Below are 21,838 nucleotides of genomic sequence, written 5' to 3'. Positions count from 1 at the left end.
GGAGGAGTGACCATGCGCGATTTCGAGAAACCTTCCAGATCCGCCGTTGTCGCCCGCGATGCAATGGCGGCAACCTCGCACCCCTCCGCGACACTCGTGGCGATCCAGATCATGGCTGCGGGAGGCAACGCCCTGGACGCGGCAATTGCCGCCTGCGCCGTGCAATGTGTGGTCGAGCCGGGCTCGACCGGCATCGGCGGCGATTGCTTCGCGCTTTTATCTCGCAACGGCTCGGCCGATATCATCGCCTATAACGGCTCGGGCCGGACACCAGCGGCGTTGACGCAAGGCTGGTTTGCCGAGCGCGGCCTGACCGAGATCGAGCGGCATTCCCCCGCGCCCGTGACCATCCCTGGTGCCATCGACGCTTGGACACGCCTGCATGCCGATCATGGCCGCATGCCATTCGCAGAAATTCTGGCTCCCGCGATCCGGTTTGCCGAGCATGGCTATGCTATCTCGCCACGCGTGCATCGCGACTGGTCTCTGAAGGAGCAATTGCTGTCTTCGGACCCCACTGCCAAGCGCATCTTTCTGCCCAACGGCCGTGCGCCAGCGATCGGCGAAGTGCATCGCCAGCCGGAACTGGCCGAGACGCTGAAAGGCATCGCCGCGCGGGGGCGGGACGCTTTCTACACCGGTGCTGTCGCCGAGGACATCGTCTCCTATCTGCGAAGCCTTGGCGGACTGCACACGCTGGATGATTTCGTCACTGCGCACGGTGAATATGTCACCCCGATCAAGACGGCGTTTCGCGACCATGACGTTTACGAATGCCCGCCTAACGGCCAGGGCGTTATCGCGCTGATGATCCTGAATATTCTCTCGCGCTTCGAGGCCAAGGGCGATCCGCAATCGGCCGATCGACTGCATATCGAAATCGAAGCGACGCGGCTTGCCTATGCGGCGCGCGATTCGCTTCTGGCCGATCCGGCCAAAGCTCATGTGCCGGTCGATTATCTCCTGTCGGACGGGTTGGCTGACCGGCTGGCCGGCATGATCGACCTCAAGCGAGCGATAACCGATCTGCCGCCCTTCCAGGCGCCATTGCATCGCGACACGGTCTATATCTCGGTGGTCGACAAGGATCGCAATTGCGTCAGCTTCATCAACTCGATTTTCGATAGCTTCGGCACCGGTCTTGTCGCGCCGAAATCCGGCGTGATCCTGCACAATCGCGGCCAGAGCTTCTCGCTCGAGCCCGACCATCCCAATGTCGTCGCGCCGGGCAAGCGCCCGCTGCATACGATCATTCCTGGAATGCTGGTCAAGGACGGTCGCGCGGTCATGCCGTTTGGCGTGATGGGTGGCCATTATCAGGCGATGGGCCATGCTCATTTCCTGTCAAAGGTGCTCGACTACGGGCTGGACGTGCAGCAGGCGATCGACCTGCCACGGCTCATGCCCGTCTCGGGAACCATGGATGTGGAGGCCGAACGCACATTGGACCCGAACACAGCAGCTGAACTGGAGCGACGCGGCTTCCGCATCGTCTCGTCGGAAGGGCCCATCGGTGGAGCACAGGCCATCCATATCGATTGGCACAACGGCACGCTGAGGGGCGGTTCCGAGCCGCGCAAGGACGGCTGCGCCATCGGTCTTTAGTCGGGTAACCAGCTTCCCAAGCCCGCTTGCTTATGGATATCATGCAGCTGATAGACGCCCAGACCGCACGAGGATGCTAGCAATTGACCAGGATATTCGACGCAGCCGAAGACTTTGCCACGACAGCGCTCGCCGGTTTCGCCGAGATCTATGCCAGCCACGTGCGGCTGGTGAAGGGCGGCGTGGTGCGGGCCGCAAAGGCGCCCAGGGGCAAGGTCTCGGTGGTCGTCGGTGGCGGTTCCGGGCACTATCCCGCCTTTGCCGGCTATGTCGGTCCAGGCATGGCCGATGCGGCAGTCGCCGGTGACATCTTTGCCTCGCCATCCACCGCGGGCGTCGCGCGAGTCTGCCGCCATGCCGATCACGGCGGCGGCATCCTGCTTGGCTTCGGCAATTATGCCGGCGATGTCCTGAATTTCGGCGTGGCCGCGGAGCGCTTGCGCGCCGAAGGCATTGACGTGCGCATCGTGCCGGTGACCGACGACGTCGCCAGCGCGCCGGTCGAAACGCCGGCACTTCGTCGTGGCATCGCTGGCGATCTCGTCGTCTTCAAGGTCGCCGGGGCTGCGGCAGAGGCCGGGCTTTCGCTGGATGAAGTCGAGCGTGTGACACGCCACGCCAATGCGCGCACCGTATCCTTCGGCGTTGCCTTTGATGGCTGCACGCTGCCGGGTGCCACAAATCCATTGTTTACCGTGCCCAAGGGCCAGATGGCGCTCGGTCTCGGCATCCATGGCGAGCCGGGGATCAAGGAGGAGGCTGTCGTCACCGCCCATGAGCTGGCAAAGCTGTTGACCGGCAAGCTGCTTGCCGAACGCCCCGAGGGAACGATCCGCGTCGCTGCACTGCTGAATGGGCTGGGCGCCACCAAATACGAGGAACTGTTCGTGCTCTGGACGTCGGTCTCGGCGATCCTCAGAAATGCCGGGCTGGAGATCGTCGCGCCAGAATGCGGGGAATATGTCACCAGCCTCGACATGGCCGGCTGCTCGCTGACGTTGATGTGGCTCGACCACGAACTTGACACCTATTGGACTGCGGCCTGCGACACGCCCGTCTTGCGCCGGGGTAGGGCCATCGACACGGAACCCGCGACCGATGCTCTTGCGGATGATGAAGGTCCGCTCAGCTACCCCACAGCCAGCGAGGCCTCCCGGCAAAGCGCCAAATGCATCGGCACCCTGATCGCTGCCATTGCTGGAATGCTCAGGGACGCGGAGGCTGAACTTGGACAACTCGACGCGATCGCCGGTGATGGAGATCACGGCATGGGCATGCGGCGTGGATCGACTGCAGCGCTGGACGCTGCAAACGCCGCCATTTTAGCGGGTGCCGGCGCGGCGAGCACGCTGGCCGCCGCGGGCGATGCCTGGGCAGACCGTGCCGGTGGCACATCCGGGGCGCTTTGGGGGCTGATGCTGCGCGCCTGGAGCAATGCGCTGTCTGACAACGATGCGATTGGCGATGCCGCTGTGGTCAGTGGCGCAAAGCTGGCGCTCGAGGGTGTCGCAAGGCTGGGTCGCGCTAGGCTGGGCGACAAGACGCTGGTCGATGCGCTGGTGCCGTTCGTCGATACGCTCGAAGCATCCCACAAGTCGGGTAACTCGCTGGCCGCCGCCTGGAGTGCTGCGGCGGACGCTGCCGCCAGCGCCGCTGCGGCGACATCAGTGCTTTCGCCGAAACTTGGCCGCGCGCGGCCATTGGCGGAAAAGAGCATCGGTCATGCCGATCCCGGTGCCACGTCGCTTGCGATGGTCGCCAAGATCGGCGCAGCATTCCTGGCGAAGTGAGCAGGCGTTATTTGCTGTCGGGATGCTTGTGGATAGGATCGACCCAGTAGACCGATTCCGGCTTCTCCACCGGATCGACATCGGTGATGTTGACCACGACCGCCGTGTCGTCCGAGCGAACCAGCACGCATTCCAGCGGTGAGTCGGGATCAGCATTGATCTCCTGGTGCGGCACATAGGGCGGCACGAAGATGAAGTCGCCCGCATCTGCCTCGGCGACGTATTCCAGCCGGTCACCCCACCGCATCCGCGCCTTGCCGCGTACGACGTAGATGACGCTTTCAAGTGCGCCGTGATGATGCACGCCGGTCTTGGCGTTCGGCTGGATGGTCACGGTGCCAGCCCAAATCTTTTGGGCCCCGACGCGGGCATGATTGATCGCCGCCTGGCGATACATGCCCGGCGTTTGCGGCGTGTTATCGTCGAGCTGGTTGCCCTTGATGACACGTACGCCATTGTGCTTCCAGTATTCACTGTCGTGGTGGTGGTCGCCGTCCTGATGATCGGTGAGGGGGGCTGCCGAGCTGAATGTCCCGGCATCATCGCGGCGCAGAACCCGGTCGCGATGCATTCGGTCGAAGCGTTCCGACACGTTTTCGCGTGGTACCCTTCCCCCTTGCGGCCCGCATCCTAAACATTCGCCCTTTCGCGGAAATTTATTTCTCTATATAATACATATAAAATATCGATTAACTGTTGCGAGACCCCGGCAACGACTAGCTTTGCGTCGTTCGGCCAACAGGTAATTCGGAGCACATAATGACCAGGCAAATCCGTTTCAACGCTTTCGATATGAACTGCGTCGGCCATCAATCCCCAGGCCTCTGGAAGCATCCTCGCGACAAGTCCTGGAAATACAAGGATCTGGACTATTGGCAGGATCTTGCTCGCACCCTGGAACGCGGCATCTTCGATGGTATCTTCATTGCTGACGTCATCGGCTATTACGATGTCTACAAGGGCTCGAACTATCACGCCATCGAGCAGGCGACGCAGATCCCGGTCAATGATCCCTTGCAGCTCGCAGCACCCATCGCGCTCGCCACCGAACATCTCGGCATTGGCATCACCGCCTCCACCTCGTTCGAACATCCCTACACATTTGCCCGGCGGCTGGCGACGGCTGACCATCACACCAAGGGGCGCGTCGGCTGGAACATCGTTACTTCCTATCTCGAAAGCGGCGCCAAGAACATCGGCCAGGGCGGCTTGAAGAGCCATGACAACCGCTACGAAGTCGCCGCCGAATACGTCGAAGTCCTCTACAAGCTGTTTGAAGGCAGTTGGGAGGAGGGCGCGGTGCAACGCGATCCGATCCGCGGCATCTTCACCGATCCGACCAAGGTCCATGAGATCGGCCACAAGGGCAAGTTCTTCGAGGTGCCGGGCTATCATCTCTCCGAGCCTTCGCCGCAGCGCACGCCGGTCCTCTATCAGGCAGGCGCTTCGGGTCCCGGCAAGGCATTTGCGGCGGCGCATGCCGAATGCGTCTTTGTCGGCGCCCCGACCAAATCGTTGCTCAAGGCCTATGTTTCGGAGATCCGCGCCAAGGCAGCCGCTGCGGGCCGCGATCCGAAAAAGGTGCTGATCTACAATCTCACCACCCTGATCATCGACGAAACAGACGAGAAGGCGCAGAAGCGTTTCGAGGAATATCAGAGCTACACATCCTATGACGGCTCGCTTGTATTCATGTCGGGTTGGAGCGGCATCGATTTCGGCCAATATGCGCCGACCGACGACATCAAGAAGGTCGAGACCAATGCCATCGTCTCGATGGTCGAGCACTTCGCCGGCAAGGACAAGGCCTGGACGGTGGAGGAACTGGCCAAGTGGGGCGGCATCGGTGGTGTCGGTCCGGTTTTCGTCGGTTCGCCCAGCACCATCGCCGATATCCTGCAGGAATGGGCCGAGGAGACAGATGTTGACGGTTTCAACCTTGCCTATGCGGTGACCCCGGAAAGCTTCGAAGCGGCCGTCGATCTGCTCGTGCCGGAACTGCAGAAGCGTGGCGTCTACCCCACGGCCTACAAGCCGGGTACCCTGCGCGAAAAGCTGTTCGGCGAAGGACCGTACCTCCCCAGCAATCACCCTGCGGACCAGTATCGCGACATTGAAGCCGTCAAACGTCGCGATGCCGAACGAGCATCGGCACCACATCTGAAAACGGTTGGCGCGTGATGAGCGGCTTGCTAGAGCTTCACGATGTCTCCCTGTCCTTCAAGGGCGTGCGCGCGCTGAACGCGCTGAGCTTCAGCGTCGCCAAGGGTGAAATCTGCGCCCTGATCGGCCCGAATGGTGCCGGCAAGAGTTCGCTGCTCAATGTCATCAACGGCGTCTATCGCGCCGATTCCGGCGATGTCGTGTTTGACGGATTGCGCTTCGAGGCGATCCATCCGCAGAAGGCGGCTTTCCTCGGCATCGGCCGGACGTTCCAGCACAACGCGCTGTTCCGACGCTTGTCGGTACGTGAAAACGTGCTGGCCGGCCTCTCCCGCCATGGCACGGCAAGCTTCGTCGAAAACATCTTCCGGCTGGGTCGCGATGGCGAAGAGCGCCGCGCCTTTCTCGCGCGTGCCGAACGGATCATCTCCTTTCTCGGTCTTGATCGCCATGTGGATAAGATCGTCTCGACGTTGCCCTATGGGCTGCAGAAGCGCGTCGATCTCGCCCGCGCGCTGGTGGCGGAACCAAAGCTTCTGCTGCTCGACGAGCCCATGGCCGGGATGAACCAGGAAGAGAAGGAAGAGATGAGCCGCGTGATCCGCGAGGTCAATCGCGCCTTCGGCACCACGGTCGTGCTGATCGAGCACGATGTCGGCATCGTCCTCAGCCTGGCAAGCCATGTCGTCGTGCTCGATTACGGCCGCAAGGTTGCCGATGGCGCACCCGACGAGGTGCGCAGCAATCCCGATGTCATCGCCGCCTATCTCGGCACGGTTCACTGAGGAACTCATGTCCTATTTCTTCGAAACGCTGGTCAGCGGCCTGTTTGCGGGGGTGATGTATTCGCTCGTCGCGATCGGCTTCGTGCTGATCTACAAGGCATCCGGGGTCTTCAACTTCGCCCAGGGCGCGATGCTGCTGTTTTCGGCGCTGACCTTCGTCACCCTGATCGAAAAAGGCATGCCCTTCGCGCTGGCCTTCATCGTCACATCGCTGGTGATGGTCGTCATGGCGGTGCTGATAGAATGGCTGGTGTTGCGGCCGCTTAGAAACCGCGATGCGCTGACTTTGTTTATGGCGACCTTGGGTCTCAGCTTCGTCATCGAAGGCTTTGCCCAACTGCTGATGGGCATGGACGTCCATATGCTCGATCTGGGCATACCCGACATCGCCATGCAGGTCGGCGGCATCTATGTCAGCCAGTTCGACATCATTGCCTCGCTGATCGCACTGACGCTCGTCGCCGTGCTGGCCGTGGTGTTCAACAAGACGCGGATGGGCATTTCACTCCGCGCTGTCGCCGACGACACGCTTGCCGCCCAGTCGATCGGTATCCGCCTGCCGGTGATCTGGCGCATCGTCTGGAGCGTGGCGGGCGTCGTTGCCCTGGTCGCCGGCCTGGTCTGGGGCTCACGTCAGGGCGTGCAGTATTCGCTTTCGCTGGTGACCTTGAAGGCGCTGCCGGTGCTGATCATCGGCGGCTTCTCCTCCATCCCCGGCGCCATCATCGGCGGCTTGCTGGTCGGCGCGACCGAGGCTCTTGCCGACATCTATATCGGCCCGCTGGTCAATGGCAGCGTCTCCACCTGGTTTGCCTACATTCTCGCCGTCGCCTTCCTGCTCATCCGTCCTGCCGGCCTGTTCGGCGACCGTGAAATCGAAAGGGTCTGATCATAACCACGCTTCAGGAACCCGCCCTGTCTGCGCCGATCCGTCAGCCCGTCGGGCTCAGCGCAATCGCTCTCATCCTCGGTCTGGTCGCTGCTTTCGCTGTACCAACTGTTGCCGATGATTACTGGCTGAGCTCGATCATCATCCCGACAGTGATCATGGGGTTGGCCGGCATCGGCCTCAATCTTCTTCAGGGTTATACCGGGCTCGTCTCCCTCGGTTCGGCTGCCTTCATGTCGATCGGCGCATTCTCGACCTATAATCTGCTGCTGCGCGCGCCCTTCCTGCCCCTGCCGGTGGTTCTGATCATAGCGGGCCTGATTGCGGCGATTGCCGGCGTGATCTTCGGGCTGCCGTCGCTCCGCATCAAGGGCTTCTACCTCGGTGCTTCGACGCTCGGTGCGCAGTTCTTCTTCGAATGGCTGTTCACCAATTTCAGCTGGTTTTCCAACGACAGCCAGTCGCTGACCATCTCGGCTCCGCGACTGCAGATCCTGGGTTACGACCTGCAGTCGGCCGCCGGCCGCTATTATCTGGTGATCGCAACCACGGCATTGCTGATCGCGCTCGCCTTCGCCGTCGTCAAAAGCCGAGTCGGGCGAGAATTCATGGCCATCCGCGACATGGATACGGCAGCCTCCGTGATCGGCATCCGCGTTGCACGCCGCAAGCTGCTTTCCTTCGGCATCAGCTCGTTCTTCCTCGGCATCACCGGTGCGCTCTGGGCGTTCGCCTATCTCGGCACGTCGGATGCACATGCCTTCAATCTCGATAAGTCGTTCCAGATCCTGTTCATCGTCATCATCGGTGGCGTGGCGACGATCTTTGGAAACTTCCTCGGCGCCGCCTTCATCGTGCTGACGCCGATCCTGCTCGATCGGCTGTCGCTGGTGATCGACCTGTCGGTCCTTGGAGACCAGGGCGCGCTTGCCAACCTGCAACGCATCATTTTCGGCACAATCATCATCGTACTGCTGATCAAGGAACCTGATGGCTTGTCCAGGCTGATCCGGCGCGGGGTGGAAGCACTTCGCCCCAAGGCCAAGTCATCCGGCTGAACCGCCAGACAAGGCGGAACGCCTCGGCGCCGGGTATTCCGCCTCCTCCCAAGCATCCGGCGCCACTTTTTTGAAACCACGCACACAGGGGGTGCACAATGTCACTGTTTACCAAGACCATGACGCTCGCGGCTGCGGCCACGATGGCTGTCACGTTGATGAGCAGCCCATCCTTCGCCGAAGACGGCACGGGCCAGCAGCTCTATCCGCTGTTTACCTACCGCACCGGACCCTATGCACCGTCGTTCATTCCGTTCGGCGCCGGCAATATCGACTATCTCCGCTACATCAACGAAGTCGAAGGCGGCGTTGATGGCGTCAAGATCCTGGTTCAGGAATGCGAGACGGCCTACACGATCGAGCGCGGCATCGAATGCTACGAGCGCTACAAGAACGGCTATAATGGCGCGCTGACTGCAGCCATCTATCCGCATTCGAGCGGCCTCGACGTCGCGCTGACCGACAAGGCGCGCATCGACAAGATCTCGATCGTCAGCCCGGGCGGCGGCCAGAACATCGCCACCGACGGTCGCGTCTTTCCGTACCAGTATCCGCTGGTGTTCGACTACTGGAGCGAAGCCCAGATCATCGTCGATTACATCGCCCAGCAGGCTGGCGGTTATGAGAAGCTCAAGGGTGTGAAGATCGCCACGCTCTATCATGACTCCGGCTACGGCCGTGACACGATCGAGCCGCTCGGCATCCTCGCCAAGAAGTATGGTTTCGAGGACATCCAGATCCCGGTTCCACATCCCGGCGAACAGCAGCAGGCGCAATGGCAGCAGATCCGCCGTGCGGGCGCCGACTGGGTGTTCCTGCGTGGCTGGGGCGTCATGACGCCTGTGGCGATCAAGACCGCCGCCCGTGTCGGCTTCCCCGCTGACCGGATCATCGGCGATATCTGGAGCGGATCGGAAGACGATGCACGCCCGGCAGGACCTGCCGCCAAGGGCTACCTCGCCGTCTCCGTCTTTCCGCCGGGCACCGACTACGGCATCATCAAGACGCTGAAGAAGGACATTATCGACACAGGCAAGTCCGACCTCAAGGACAATTCGAAGTTCGGCACGGTCTACTATAATTACGGCGTGATCGAAGCCATCACCTTCGTCGAGGCTCTGCGCACCGGCCATAAGAAATTTGGCAACCGGCCATTGACCGCTGCCGAAGGCCAGTGGGCGCTCGAAAATCTCAACATCGACCAGAAGCGTATCGCCGAGCTGGGTGCCGAGGGTCTCATCAGCCCGCTGAAGACCTCGATCGACAATCACAAGGGCGAAACCATCGCTGCCAAGATCATCCAGTGGAATGGTCAGTCCTGGGACACCAAGACCGACTGGATCAAGGCCGATGCCTCGCTGTTTGCCGACGTGATCAAGGCCAAGGCTGCTGCCTACGCCAAGGAAAAGGGCATCCAGCCCCGCGAAGCGCAGAACTAACATCGACCAGTACAGACAGGATCGTACCATGACCATTCCGGCAAAAGGCTTCCTCGATATCCAGAATATGGAAGCACTCTATGGTCAGGCGATCCTGGCTGTCCGTGACGTGTCGCTAAAAGTCGAGCAGGGCAAGATCGTTGCCCTGCTCGGTGCCAATGGCGCGGGCAAGACAACCACCCTGAAGGCGGTTTCCAACCTGCTGGGGCCTGAACGCGGCAAGGTCAGTCGCGGCAGCATCCTCTGGCAGGGCGAGCCAGTCAGCGGCCTCTCGGCCTCGCGGCTTGTCGCCAAGGGCGTGGTCCAGGTGCTCGAAGGCCGCCATTGCTTTCCGCAATTGACCGTCGAGGAAAATATCCTCTCGGGCGGTTTCGTCCGCAAGCCGAGCCGGGCAGATCTCCAGCGCGATGTCGAGCAGATCTACACCTGGTTTCCGCGTCTCAAGGAGAAGCGCAAGGTCAAGACTGGCCTGACCTCCGGCGGCGAACAACAGATGGTCGCCATCGGCCGCGCGCTGATGACCAAGCCCAGTCTCGTATTGCTGGACGAACCCTCGATGGGTTTGGCACCCATCATCGTGCAGGAAATCTTCGAGATCATCCGCACGCTCAATTCAGAGCAGGGCGTCAGCTTCCTGCTCGCCGAACAGAACGCCAATCTGGCGCTCCGCTATGCCGACTACGGCTACATCCTCGAAAACGGTCGCGTTGTCCTCTCGGGAACGGCCGAGGAACTCCGCGCCCGCGAGGACGTCCATGACTTCTATCTCGGCGGTGCCAACGCCGCCAAACCGCACTGACCGCCCCGCGCAACGGAGCGGATTCTAACTCCAAGGAAATGCATAGATGACACAGATCGATTTGGCCTGGGGCGCTGGTCCCAGCGCGCGCTACGAGGAACTGGCTGCACGCTTTCGGCCGATATTTGCGGAGATTTCGACCGGCGCGATCGAGCGGGAATTGACCCGCACCTTGCCGGTGGCCGAGATCGTCAAGTTGAAAAAGGCTGGCCTCGGCGCGCTGCGTGTTCCCGAGGCGGAAGGTGGTTTCGGCGCAACGCTTCCGGAACTCGCCAACATCCTGATCGAGCTCTCCGAAGCCGATTCCAATATCACCCAGGCGCTGCGTGGCCATTTCGGATTTGTCGAGGATATCGTCAGCAAACCAGGCGGCGAGGCCCGCAGGCGTTGGGCTGAGCGCATCGCGCGTGGTGAGATCGCCGGCAACGCCTGGACCGAAATCGGCAATGCCAAGCAGGACGCCTTCTCGACACGTCTTTCGAAGAAGGACGGCAAGCTGGTCGTCAACGGCACCAAATATTACACCACCGGCTCGCTTTATGCCGACTGGATCGATGTCGGCGCCACGGGCCTCGAAGGCGAGGGAGTCGGCATCCAGGTTCGCCGGGATCATCCGGGCGTCAACGTCATCGACGACTGGGACGGTTTTGGCCAGACCCTGACCGCAAGCGGCACAACGACCTTCACTGACGTTTCCGTCGATCCCGACGACGTCGTGATCGATGAAGCAAAGTTCCGCTATGGCGCTGCGTTCTACCAGATCGTCCATCTCGCCACATTGGCTGGTATCGGCCGGGCGATCGCCAACGAAACAGCCGCTGCCGTTGCTGCGCGTACGCGCAATTATACAAACGCCGCCGGTCCACGGGCGAGTCAGGATCCGCAGGTGCTGCAGGTGATAGGCCGCATCCGCAGCAACGCCTATGCTGCTGGCGCCATCGTCCTGCAGGTCGCGCAAGCCATCGAGCGCGCCCATCAGGCGCATTTCGCCGGCGACGCCGATGCGGAGGAAAAAGCCAACGCCATCGCCGAACTCGAGACATCGCAGGCCGTGACGGTCGTCACCAACCTGATCCTCGAAGCATCGACAGTCATCTTCGACGCTCTGGGGGCATCCTCGACGAGGAAGCCGATCGGCCTTGATCGCCACTGGCGCAATGCCCGGACGCTGTCGTCGCACAATCCGCGCATCTACAAGGATCGCATCATCGGCGATTATGCGGTCAACGGCACGCCGCCGCCCTATCAGTGGCGTATCGGCCAGGCTCCGGGCTGAGCGGCGAGGCGATGATCAGGCTCGAAAACATCACCAAGAGCTTTCCAACCAAGGGCGGGGCCGTTCAGGCCCTTTCCGGGATCAGTCTGGCTATCGGGCAGGGCGAGATTTTCGGCATCATCGGTTCCTCCGGTGCCGGCAAGTCGACGCTGGTGCGGTTGATCAACCTGCTGGAACGGCCGAGCGGCGGTGACGTTCATGTCGATGGCACCCGTGTCACCCATTTCAAGGGCACGCAACTGCGCGCTCTTCGCCGCAAGATCGGCATGGTCTTCCAGCATTTCAACCTTCTGAATGCCCGCACTGCGGCCGCCAACGTCGCCTATCCATTGGAGCTTGCCGGCCTTCACGACCGGCAGGAGATCGATCGTCGGGTCGCCAGGCTGCTGGAGCGCGTCGGTCTGACGACGCATGCCGACAAGTATCCGCGCCAGCTTTCGGGCGGCCAGAAACAGCGCGTTGGCATTGCGCGTGCTCTGGCCTCGGACCCCTCGGTACTATTGTGCGACGAGGCGACAAGTGCGCTCGATCCACAGACGACGATTTCGGTGCTCGATCTGCTTCAGGAGATCAATCGCGATCTCGGCGTAACGATCGTCATCATCACCCATGAGATGGATGTCATCCGCCGCGCCTGCGACAAGGTCGCGGTGCTCGATCACGGCAAGATCGTCGAGACCGGACCGGTGGCAGATGTCTTCCTGCATCCAGGCCATGAGGCAACGATTAATCTTCTGCGCGAGGCCGAACCGGATCAGGCCGTGGCAACGGACAAGCCCGTTGTGGTACAGGCGGCCCGGCTTGTGCGGCTGACGCTTCTGGGCAAGACGGCGCATGAACCGATCCTTGGCCAGATCGCCCGCGACCATCAGGTCGACTATGCGATCCTCTCCGGACGCGTCGGTCATATCCGCCAGACGCCCTATGCCCAGTTCACGATTTCGCTTTCCGGGCGCGATATCGGAGGCGCCATTGCCAGTCTTGAGGCCAGCGGCGTGACCGTCGAGTTGATCGACGGGGCGAGTTCGCCGGCCCATCTCCAGGCGGGGAGGCTTGCCCGTGTCGTTTGAAAATATCTATTGGGGCGATATCTCGGCAGCACTCCTGCAGACGCTGGCCATGGTCAGCGGCGCGCTGGTTCTCACCGTGCTGCTCGGGCTGCCGCTCGGCATCCTGCTGTTTCTGACCGGTCGGCGGCAACTGTTCGACCAGCCGCTCGCCTATGGCGCGCTGTCGGTCGTCATCGGCGTCATCCGCTCGGTGCCGTTCATCATCCTGCTGATCGTGCTGATGCCCGTCACGGTGATTGTCACCGGCACTTCGCTCGGCATTCGCGGGGTGATCTTTCCCCTGGTCATCGGCACCGCGCCCTTTTTCGCGCGCCTTGTCGAGACCGCGTTGCGTGACGTCGATCGCGGCATCATCGAGGCGAGCGAAGCCATGGGCGCCACTACGTTGCAGACCATCCTGCGGGCGGTGTTGCCCGAAGCTCTGCCGAGCCTTGTCGCCGCCGTCACGGTCACGGCCATCGTGCTGGTCGACTACACCGCCATGTCCGGCGCCATCGGCGGCGGCGGCCTCGGCGACCTCGCCATCCGCTACGGCTATCAGCGGTTCCAGACGGAAATCATGCTGGTCTGCGTGGCAGTTCTGGTGGTGCTCGTTCAGCTCATCCAGGCGAGCGGCAACCATCTCGTCACCCGCTTTTCAAGAAAATAAACAATAAACCTAAGGAGAAACACCCTATGAACATCCTCAAGTCCATTACGCTCGCGGCCACCTTCGCGCTCGGCCTGACCCATGGCGCATGGTCTGCCGAAAAGCTCGTGGTTGGCGCCACAGCCATTCCGCACGCGGAAATCCTGGAATTCGTCAAGCCCATCGTCGCCAAGGAAGGCCTCGATCTCGATATCCGCGTCTTCACTGACTACATCCAGCCCAATGCACAGCTGGTATCCGGCGAACTCGACGCCAATTACTACCAGTATCGGCCGTTCCTCAACGATTACAACAAGCAGCGCGGCACCAATCTCGTGCCGATCGTGCCGGTGCATATCGAGCCCTTCGTTGCCTATTCCACAAAGATCACGGCGATCGACCAGCTTGCCGATGGCGCGACCGTGGCGATCCCCAACGATCCGGTCAATGGCGGTCGCGGCCTTTTGCTGCTTCAAAAGCTAGGCCTGATCAAGGTGAAGGGCAAGGGCGTGCTGACTTCGCCCGACGACACGCTGCCGACCATCAAGGATATCGTCGAGAACCCCAAGAACCTCAAGATCGTCGAGCTTGAATCCGCCATGCTGCCGCGTGCGCTCAGCGAGGTCGATCTGGGTGCGCTTAACGGCAACTACGTCTTCGAGGCCAAGCTCGACATCAGCAAGGCGCTGCTCGCCGACCGTGGTCAGGATGGTTACAACGTCTGGAGCGAATATCTCGTCACCCGTCCGGAAACCAAGGATGATCCGCGCATTAAGATCCTTGCCAAGGCGTTGAACAGCGACGAGACGCGCAACTTCATCAAGGAACATTACAAAGGCCAGATCATCGCGGCCTTCTGATCGCCTCGAAATCCAGCTTCAAATTTCGGCGGCAGGCCCACACCCGCCGTCATTTGCCTATCCTGCCGAGGAGAAAATCGATCATGAGCACCACCGCGACCGCAGCCGCCGTCCCCCTGGCCGGAGAGCCCGGCTGGCTCCCGCTAAAGCCGTCCAGCCCCGCCCATATTATTACGACGGACGCCGAAGCGATCGACATTGCCGAACGGCTGAAGCCACTGTTTGCCGCCGGTGCCAGGGAACGCGACCGCAACAGGCTGCTGCCGTTTGAGGAAGTCGATCTTTTCTCCCAAAGCGGTCTCTGGGGTATCACCATCCCCAGGGCTTATGGCGGCGCAGGGGTATCGCAGGTCACGCTGGCCAGGGTGTTTGCGACACTTGCCTCCGGCGATCCCTCGCTGACCCAGATCGCCCAGAACAGTTTCGAGATCATCGATGTCATCCGACTGACGGGCAGCGAAGCGCAGAAGCAGGATCTGTTCGGCAAGGTGCTGGCGGGCTATCGACTCGGCAACGCCTTCTCTGAGTTCAAGGGCAAGAATGTCGAGGCATTCGAGACCAGGATCGTGCGCGATCGCGACCACTACACAGTCAGTGGCCAGAAGTTCTATTCGACCGGTGCGCTCTTTGCCCATCTCGTGCCGATCGTGGCGCTTGACGAGGAAGGTCATGTCGTCGTTGCCGTCGCCGACCGCGAAGCACAGGGATTGACCGTTGTCAATGACTGGTCGGCCTTTGGCCAGCGCACCACGGCCAGCGGCACGGTCGAGCTCGACAATGTCAGGATCGAGCCGTCGCGGCTGTTGCCCGCCCATATCGTCTATGAAAACCAAAGTGCCGTCGGTCCGCAGAGCCAGCTGATTCATGCCGCCATCGACGCCGGCATAGCCCGTGGCGCGCTTGAAACCACGATTGACTTGGTGAAGAACCACGCGCGTCCATGGATCGACAGCGGGCAGGATCGCGCCTCGGACGATCCGTACACGATCGCTACCGTCGGTGACATCGCCATACGCCTGCATGCTGCCGAAGCATTGCTTGACCGCGCTGGCCGCCAACTCGATACCACGATCGCCAACCCGACGACCGAAACGATCGGTCTTGCCAAGATCGCCGTTGCCGAAGCCAAGGTGTTGACCACTGACGTTGCACTTCTCGCCGCCTCGAAGCTATTTGAATTGGCGGGCACGCGCTCAACACTCGGCGAGCATAATCTCGACCGCTTCTGGCGGGATGCCCGCACACATACGTTGCATGATCCGGTGCGCTGGAAGTATCACGCTGTGGGCCAGTACTATCTCAACGGCATCGAGCCGCCGCTGCATTCCTGGATCTAGAGCCTCCGGTCTATCGCAAGCGCGCCCGTTGGCCTCCGGAACTTCCGGCTCTGTCCATCCGTGGACTTGAAGCGCCAACGTCCATTTATTAAATATTAGAAATATCGCGATTTGCGGGAACATCTCTTGTTCCCAGCTGTTTTTCCTTCGCCCGGCGAGAATCTGAAAAGCGGGCGTTGCAAGGGTTCGGACAGGCAAGCGGAAAATTTCAAACAAAACGGTTAGAGGAGGCATCTCGATGAATCTCGTTAGCCCCGCCTTCGCGGAAGGCGCTCAAATACCGCAGAAATTCTCTCGACTGGGCGACAATGTTTTCCCGCCGCTGAAATGGAGCGGGGCGCCAGTCGAGGCTCGCAGCTATGTGCTGATGGTAGAGGATCCCGATGCGCCGAGCGGTACGTTCCGTCATTGCGGTGTCTTCAACATTCCCGCCGACTGGACCGAGTTGCCCGAAAGCGCCGATACGATGTCCGGCGCTGCACCACGCTTTGCCGAAAATGATTTCGGCAACATTCACTACGATGGCCCGCAGCCGCCAAAGGGCCATGGCGTCCACCACTACCATTTCCGCATTGCGGCGCTGGATGTTCCCGATCTCAGCGTACCGGCATCCGCCGGCGTCGAGGCGATGTGGCGCGAGGCCAAGAAACACACGCTTTCCCAGGCATCGCTGATGGGAACCTTCGAAGTCCACTGATCATCGAAGAGCAAGGGAGACTGTCATGCACGCAAAATCTGCAGCGCAGCAGACCCGCAAGGACAAGCCCGAACACAAATCGAAGCACTGAGACGTGCTGAACGCGCGCCGGGAGGCAGGCATGACACTATTGGACTTCCGGCCTCGGGGTGCTCGGGAAACCAGTGCTTTCGGGCGGTGACGATGCAAGCCGGGCCCGAATTTGTCGATCGTGCCGACGCGGGTCGGCAGCTCGCGGAAGCGATCGCGAGCTCTGGCCCTCTGGAAAATCCCATCGTGCTGGCGTTGCCGCGCGGCGGCGTACCGGTTGCTCACGAGATTGCCTTGCGCCTCGACGCACCCCTGGACCTTCTTTTCGTGCGCAAGATCGGCGCACCCGGCTATCCGGAATATGGCATCGGCGCGGTGGTCGACAGCCGGCATCGCGAAACGGTTGTCAACGAAGACATGCTGCACGACAGCGGCGCGACCTTGGACTACGTCAAGGAGGAGGCGAAGCGGCAGTTCCTGGAGATCGACCGCTTGCGAGGACTCTATCTCGCTGACCGCAAGCCGCTCGAGCTTTCCGGTAGAAACGTCATTCTCACCGATGACGGTATTGCCACTGGTGGCACCGTGCGTGCTGGGTTGAAGGGGCTACGCGGCGCGGGAGTGGAGAGCATCGTGCTCGCGGTGCCCGTTGCGCCCCATGCAGTGATCGATATGCTGCGTGCGGAAGTCGATCGCCTCGTTTGCCTTCATGCACTCGCTCATTTCCGGGCGGTGAGCATTCACTATGAGAAATTCCCTCAAGTCAGGGATGATGAAGTCGTAGCACTTCTGAGCGATATCGACGCACGCTGAGACGTTGACGCGGGGTCGACCCTATGTTTGCGTTGCGCCGCTCCGCAATTGTGATCGCATTCCATATTGGCCTCTGTTCGCCGAAAAGTTTCCTGCCATTGTTCGCGACATTGGACAATCGGTGCTGTCATTTCCAAAATATCTATATAAATTATCGATTATATGTTTTAGTTGCGCCTCAATCCGACACGAAGGATAGTCATGTCCAACATATCAACGCTACAAAAACCCGCAATATCCGCCGACCGGATTGCCACAGAGGCCGAGGCGCTGATCGTCGCCCGGGCGCTTGCCACCGAGTTCGCCAAGCGCGCCGCCGAGCGCGATCGCGATCGCCTGCTGCCGCACGAGGAGCTGGCCACGCTCGCCAAATCGGGCTTGCTGGCGATCACCGTGCCGGTCGCCTATGGCGGTATCGATGTCTCCAATTCGGTGCTCGCCGAGGTCACGGCCATTCTCTCGGAAGCAGACAGCTCGATCGGCCAGATCCCGCAGAACCATTTTTACATTCTCGAGGCCCTGCGGATCGACGGCACCGAAGCGCAGAGGAAGTTCTTCTTCGGCCGCGCACTGGCGGGCGACAAGTTCGGCAATGCGCTTTCCGAGATTGGCACCAAGACGGTCGGCCATTACAACACGAAGATTACGCCGGATGGCGCGGGTTTCCGGATCAATGGCAAGAAATTCTACTCGACCGGCGTCCTGTTTGCCGACTGGATTGTCGTCTTCGCCAACGATGCCGACGACAAGCTCACCATGTCTTTCGTACCCAAGGGCACCGAGGGTATCGAGATCGTCGACGACTGGGACGGCATCGGCCAGCGCACCACCGGCAGCGGCACGACGCTGATCAACAACGTCTATGTCCAGGCAGACTCTGTCGTGCATCATCACAAGGGTTTCGAGCGACCCAGCACGATCGGCTCTGTCGGCCAGATCATCCATGCCGGCGTCGATCTCGGGATTGCGCGTGCCGCACTCAGCGACACCGTCGAATTCGTCAAGACCAAGGCCCGCCCCTGGACGGATTCGGGTGTCGAGCGTGCGTCGGACGATCCGCTGACCATCACGCGCATCGGCCAGCTGGCGATCCGCATCGATGCGGCGACCGCACTGCTCGATCAGGCCGGCCGCAAGGTCGACCTTGCCCAGGTCAGCCCGGTCGAGGACAATGTCGTCGCAGCAACGATTGCGGTCGCCGGCGCCAAGGTGCTGACCACCGAGATCGCCATCGAAGCCACCAACACGCTGTTCGAACTTGCCGGCACGCAAGCGGCGCGCCAGGGGCTGAACTTCGACCGTCATTGGCGCAATGCCCGTACCCACACGCTGCATGATCCCGTCCGCTGGAAGTATCATGTGGTTGGAAACTATGTGCTCAACGGCGTAACGCCGCCGCGCAACGGCGCTCTCTAGCCCCTGCGGACGCCGTACCAATCGATCAGTCTGAAATTCCGGTCTCCAACATGCTGCAGCCGGTTCGTGCTGCAGCAACCGGGTTGACGAGAGCGGGGACTGGTCGCACACTTCTCTTGCGAATGACGGCAGGCGGTGACGCATGCCGAAACGGGAGGTCTCATTCGCAGGAGGAACAGATGACGGAATCCATCCGGCTCTTTCGCGGCAGCTTCGGGCACGTCTCGATTCTGAATGTCTGCAGCAATCTGGTGACGCATGCGCATCCGGAAGTGCACATGATACTCTGGCTGTCCGGTTCGCCCGGACGGATGACGGTGGGCGACGAGACCATCGATCTTGATCCCTGGTCAGCAGTGGCGATCAATTCGTTCCAGCCGCATAGCCATGTCTTTGCCGACAACGAGGAGCCAGGCAGCTTCCTGGCATTCTACATCGACATGCCATGGCTGGCAGAACGCCGCAGGATCCCTGCCGGCGCGCCGGTCTTTGCCGGACCGCTGATCCCGCTTGAAGGCTGGCTGATCGAGATCGGCGTTGCCATTGCCAACCGGCTTTGCGATTCCGTCGAGGACTACGATCTGCTGGCTTACGAGATCGAGCGCTACATCGACTGTCTGATCGATGCCGCCGATGCGCAGAAACCGATCAATGTTGCCAGTCAGCGCGCCGGTCGCGATTACCGCATCCGCAAGGCAATCGCGCTGATGGAGGCCAATGTCGGCGAACGAATCTGCTTTGATCAGGTCGCCCGCAGTGTTGGCCTGTCGCGGCCGCATTTCTTCGCGCTCTTCAAGGAGCATATGCATCTGACGCCGAACGTCTTCTGGAACACGCTGAGGATTGCCGAAGCGGTGCGCTGTCTTCGTGCGTCCGATGAGCCGTTGATATCGGTCGCCTGCAATCTCGGATTTTCGACCCAGGGCAACTTCTCACGCTTCTTTCGCGAGCACACCGGCGTGCGGCCGACAATCTATCGCTCGGCGATCTCCGAAGGTCTTGCCGCCTTGCCAGCCCAGCGTGTTGGCCGCGACGGCGCAGAAAACGGGCTCTGTCGCTGATCTCAGCTTTTTCAGACTGGTCGATAAGCAAAAGCCGGGCATTGCGATATGCTCAATTTCATAGAATCCCGCTTCAGGGATTGGCATTGCAACAACTCATCGGCGCTTGATCCGCTCGCGATATCGCGTGCGCAATTGGAGATCTGTGCGCCAAATTTGGAGTCAGCCCATGGTCACCGCTACCGTATCCTCCGTCATTGCCGCGCCTATCGAAAAAGTCTGGGAGAAGATCCGCGACTTCAACGGTTTGCCGACCTGGCATCCGCGCATGGTGGAAAGCGAAATCGAAGGCGGCTTGCCAGCCGACCAGATTGGCTGCGTCAGGAAATTCAAGCTGGTGAGCGGCGTGACGATCCGCGAAAAACTGCTGGCGTTTTCCGATGCGGATCATCTTGTCAGCTACAGCATCCTTGAAACGCCGCAGCCGATCACCAATCACAAGGCGACGCTCAAGTTGACGCGGATCACCGATGGTGACCAGACATTCGCGGAATGGACCGCGACCTTCGATGCACCGCCTGCGGAAGCAGATGCGGTGGCGGCTGGCATGGGCACCAACGTCTTTCAGGGCGGCTTCAACGCCTTGAAGGGTATTTTGGTCGGTAACGGTTGAGGACACGGTCATGGGATTGAGCCTCAAGACTTACTCCACACTCGCAGAAGCCGAGACGGCAGTGAAGGCTGACGCCGCGGCGCGCTATCTCGGCGGCGGCACGCTGGTGGTTCGCGATGCCAATGAGGGCGACATATCCTTTTCGACTTACATAAGGTCAACCGATTCAGCGCTTTTCGAAATCTCGGTCGGCGCCGGAAAAGTACGCATCGGTTCCGGTGTCACGATGTCTGCCATTGCCAGGCATCCGAGCCTGGGTTTCCTTGCACCGGCAGCAAAAGCGGTCGGTGGCCCGGCGATCCGCAACATGGCGACGGTCGGCGGCAATCTCTTTGCGCCTGCGCCTTATGGCGATTTCGGTGTTGCACTGCTGGCGCTCGATGCCTCAGCGGAGATCGGCCCGGGGAATGCGCCGATTGCGGATTTCTTTGCCGCCCGCGACGGCGCGCTGACGAACTCGCTCGTCAAGTCCGTTAGTGTTTACTTACCGAAAGAGTGCAGCTTTCGCTTCATGAAAGCCGCGCGTGTCAGGCCGAAGGGCGTCTCGGTGGTCACCATAGCTGCTGATATCGAGGAGCAAGACGGCGTGATAGCCAGGGCGCGCGTTGCCTATGGTTGCATGGCAGATCGGCCGATCCGCGCACATGCGGTCGAGGTAGCGCTCATTGGCAAGCCGCGCACGAGAGAGGGCATCGCCAGTGCCCTGGCGGTCGCGACCGAAGGGACGGCGCCGGTGACGGATGCGATTGCCAGTGCCTGGTATCGGACCGAAGTGCTGCCGGTCCATCTCGGACGGTTGTTGCTCGGCGGATAGTGAAGCGTCCTCTTCTCCCCTTGGGGAGAAGGTGGCCCGAAGGGCTCAGCGCAACAAGTTGCGCGGGGATGAGGGGTTCTCACCCTGGTTAAAACCCCTCATCGCCTCGCATGCGCTCGGCACTTCTCCCCAAGGGGAGAAGAGGGAGCAACAAATGCTGCGCTCGGCAGCAAAGCAATTCGGACTGGGTTACGGGAGGATGCGATGACCAAGGTTCCGGTACAATTTGTGCTCAACGGGCTGGAAAAGGCGGAATTCGTCGAGAGCGGCACCACGCTGCTTGAAGCGCTTCGCGACAAGATCGGCGACCTCTCGGTCAAGGCAGGCTGCAGGCAGGGCACCTGTGGCAGTTGCGCGGTGATTGTCGATGGCGATCTGCATGTCTCCTGCCTGACCCTCGCCGAGACCTGTGGAGGGTGCGAGATCCAGACGACGGCCGGACTGGCGGATGCTGGCGTCCTCCATCCTCTCCAGTTGGCTTTCACCGAGCATTTCGCCACCCAATGCGGCTTCTGCACCCCGGGCATGATCATGGCGGCTAAGGTGCTGCTAGACAACAATTCGCAACCCTCGCGTGACGATGTCATCGAGGCGATCTCGGGCAACATCTGTCGCTGCACCGGCTATGAGCCTATCATTCAGGCGATCCTCGCGGCGTCGCGCGCGAACTCGCTGAGCGCGGCATAGGAGAGCAT

At 61.1% G+C, this 21,838-nt stretch carries 21 protein-coding genes; 20 read left to right on the top strand and 1 reads right to left on the bottom strand.

Features of this window, described 5'->3' with window-relative positions:
- The first annotated feature begins 12 nt into the window (after positions 1-12).
- Complete coding sequence (ggt, locus tag ACXHRN_RS21835; protein ID WP_488638396.1) at positions 13-1,605, top strand: gamma-glutamyltransferase; 1,593 nt, start codon at positions 13-15, stop codon at positions 1,603-1,605.
- Positions 1,606-1,688: 83 nt separating this feature from the next.
- Positions 1,689-3,395: a dihydroxyacetone kinase family protein gene (locus ACXHRN_RS21830; RefSeq protein WP_488638395.1), complete on the top strand. Its 1,707-nt coding sequence runs from the start codon at positions 1,689-1,691 to the stop codon at positions 3,393-3,395.
- 7 nt (positions 3,396-3,402) lie between these two features.
- Here ACXHRN_RS21830 and ACXHRN_RS21825 read toward each other — a convergent pair whose 3' ends face one another.
- Complete coding sequence (locus ACXHRN_RS21825) at positions 3,403-3,966, bottom strand: cupin domain-containing protein (RefSeq protein ID WP_488641977.1); 564 nt, start codon at positions 3,964-3,966, stop codon at positions 3,403-3,405.
- A 188-nt stretch (positions 3,967-4,154) separates the two neighbouring features.
- Between ACXHRN_RS21825 and ACXHRN_RS21820 the strand changes: the two genes are divergently transcribed.
- From ACXHRN_RS21820 to ACXHRN_RS21735, 18 genes are all read left to right on the top strand, one after another.
- Positions 4,155-5,576 (top strand): LLM class flavin-dependent oxidoreductase, encoded by a 1,422-nt coding sequence (locus ACXHRN_RS21820; RefSeq protein ID WP_488638394.1) that lies wholly within the window; start codon positions 4,155-4,157, stop codon positions 5,574-5,576.
- Complete coding sequence (locus ACXHRN_RS21815; protein ID WP_488638393.1) at positions 5,576-6,343, top strand: ABC transporter ATP-binding protein; 768 nt, start codon at positions 5,576-5,578, stop codon at positions 6,341-6,343. Before ACXHRN_RS21820 ends, ACXHRN_RS21815 begins: the two co-directional genes overlap by 1 nt.
- Positions 6,344-6,350: 7 nt before the next feature.
- Entirely contained in the window at positions 6,351-7,232 is an 882-nt protein-coding gene (locus tag ACXHRN_RS21810) for a branched-chain amino acid ABC transporter permease (RefSeq protein ID WP_488641976.1), read from the top strand.
- 26 nt (positions 7,233-7,258) lie between these two features.
- Positions 7,259-8,290: a branched-chain amino acid ABC transporter permease gene (locus ACXHRN_RS21805; protein WP_488641975.1), complete on the top strand. Its 1,032-nt coding sequence runs from the start codon at positions 7,259-7,261 to the stop codon at positions 8,288-8,290.
- A 98-nt stretch (positions 8,291-8,388) separates the two neighbouring features.
- Complete coding sequence (locus ACXHRN_RS21800) at positions 8,389-9,729, top strand: ABC transporter substrate-binding protein (protein ID WP_488638392.1); 1,341 nt, start codon at positions 8,389-8,391, stop codon at positions 9,727-9,729.
- Positions 9,730-9,757: 28 nt separating this feature from the next.
- Positions 9,758-10,528 (top strand): ABC transporter ATP-binding protein, encoded by a 771-nt coding sequence (locus ACXHRN_RS21795; RefSeq protein WP_488638391.1) that lies wholly within the window; start codon positions 9,758-9,760, stop codon positions 10,526-10,528.
- Between the two features lie 46 nt (positions 10,529-10,574).
- Complete coding sequence (locus ACXHRN_RS21790) at positions 10,575-11,804, top strand: acyl-CoA dehydrogenase family protein (protein ID WP_488638390.1); 1,230 nt, start codon at positions 10,575-10,577, stop codon at positions 11,802-11,804.
- Positions 11,805-11,815: 11 nt separating this feature from the next.
- Positions 11,816-12,874 (top strand): methionine ABC transporter ATP-binding protein, encoded by a 1,059-nt coding sequence (locus ACXHRN_RS21785; protein ID WP_488638389.1) that lies wholly within the window; start codon positions 11,816-11,818, stop codon positions 12,872-12,874.
- On the top strand, positions 12,864-13,523 hold the full coding sequence (locus tag ACXHRN_RS21780; protein ID WP_488638388.1) for a methionine ABC transporter permease: 660 nt from the start codon (positions 12,864-12,866) through the stop codon (positions 13,521-13,523). The genes ACXHRN_RS21785 and ACXHRN_RS21780 overlap by 11 nt, the downstream gene beginning before the upstream one ends.
- Positions 13,524-13,549: 26 nt before the next feature.
- The gene (locus ACXHRN_RS21775) at positions 13,550-14,362 is read left to right on the top strand and encodes a MetQ/NlpA family ABC transporter substrate-binding protein (protein WP_488638387.1); all 813 of its coding nucleotides are present in this window, start codon (positions 13,550-13,552) and stop codon (positions 14,360-14,362) included.
- Between the two features lie 83 nt (positions 14,363-14,445).
- On the top strand, positions 14,446-15,699 hold the full coding sequence (locus ACXHRN_RS21770; RefSeq protein ID WP_488638386.1) for an SfnB family sulfur acquisition oxidoreductase: 1,254 nt from the start codon (positions 14,446-14,448) through the stop codon (positions 15,697-15,699).
- A gap of 232 nt (positions 15,700-15,931) precedes the next feature.
- A complete protein-coding gene (locus ACXHRN_RS21765) occupies positions 15,932-16,396 on the top strand; it encodes a YbhB/YbcL family Raf kinase inhibitor-like protein (RefSeq protein WP_488641974.1) in 465 nt (154 codons plus the stop codon).
- A gap of 183 nt (positions 16,397-16,579) precedes the next feature.
- Positions 16,580-17,239 carry a phosphoribosyltransferase gene (locus tag ACXHRN_RS21760; RefSeq protein ID WP_488638385.1) on the top strand — a complete coding sequence of 220 codons (660 nt, stop codon included), beginning with the start codon at positions 16,580-16,582 and terminating at the stop codon, positions 17,237-17,239.
- Positions 17,240-17,440: 201 nt separating this feature from the next.
- On the top strand, positions 17,441-18,655 hold the full coding sequence (locus tag ACXHRN_RS21755) for an SfnB family sulfur acquisition oxidoreductase (RefSeq protein WP_488638384.1): 1,215 nt from the start codon (positions 17,441-17,443) through the stop codon (positions 18,653-18,655).
- Positions 18,656-18,834: 179 nt separating this feature from the next.
- Positions 18,835-19,716, top strand: a complete 882-nt coding sequence (locus ACXHRN_RS21750) for a helix-turn-helix domain-containing protein (protein ID WP_488638383.1) — start codon at positions 18,835-18,837, stop codon at positions 19,714-19,716.
- 169 nt (positions 19,717-19,885) lie between these two features.
- Complete coding sequence (locus tag ACXHRN_RS21745) at positions 19,886-20,329, top strand: SRPBCC family protein (protein WP_488638382.1); 444 nt, start codon at positions 19,886-19,888, stop codon at positions 20,327-20,329.
- Positions 20,330-20,339: 10 nt separating this feature from the next.
- Entirely contained in the window at positions 20,340-21,143 is an 804-nt protein-coding gene (locus ACXHRN_RS21740) for an FAD binding domain-containing protein (RefSeq protein WP_488638381.1), read from the top strand.
- 204 nt (positions 21,144-21,347) lie between these two features.
- Complete coding sequence (locus tag ACXHRN_RS21735) at positions 21,348-21,830, top strand: (2Fe-2S)-binding protein (RefSeq protein ID WP_488638380.1); 483 nt, start codon at positions 21,348-21,350, stop codon at positions 21,828-21,830.
- Positions 21,831-21,838 lie beyond the last annotated feature (8 nt).

The organism is Shinella sp. OV683 (assembly GCF_057787725.1).
This window is presented reverse-complemented; position numbering and strand designations above follow the sequence as displayed.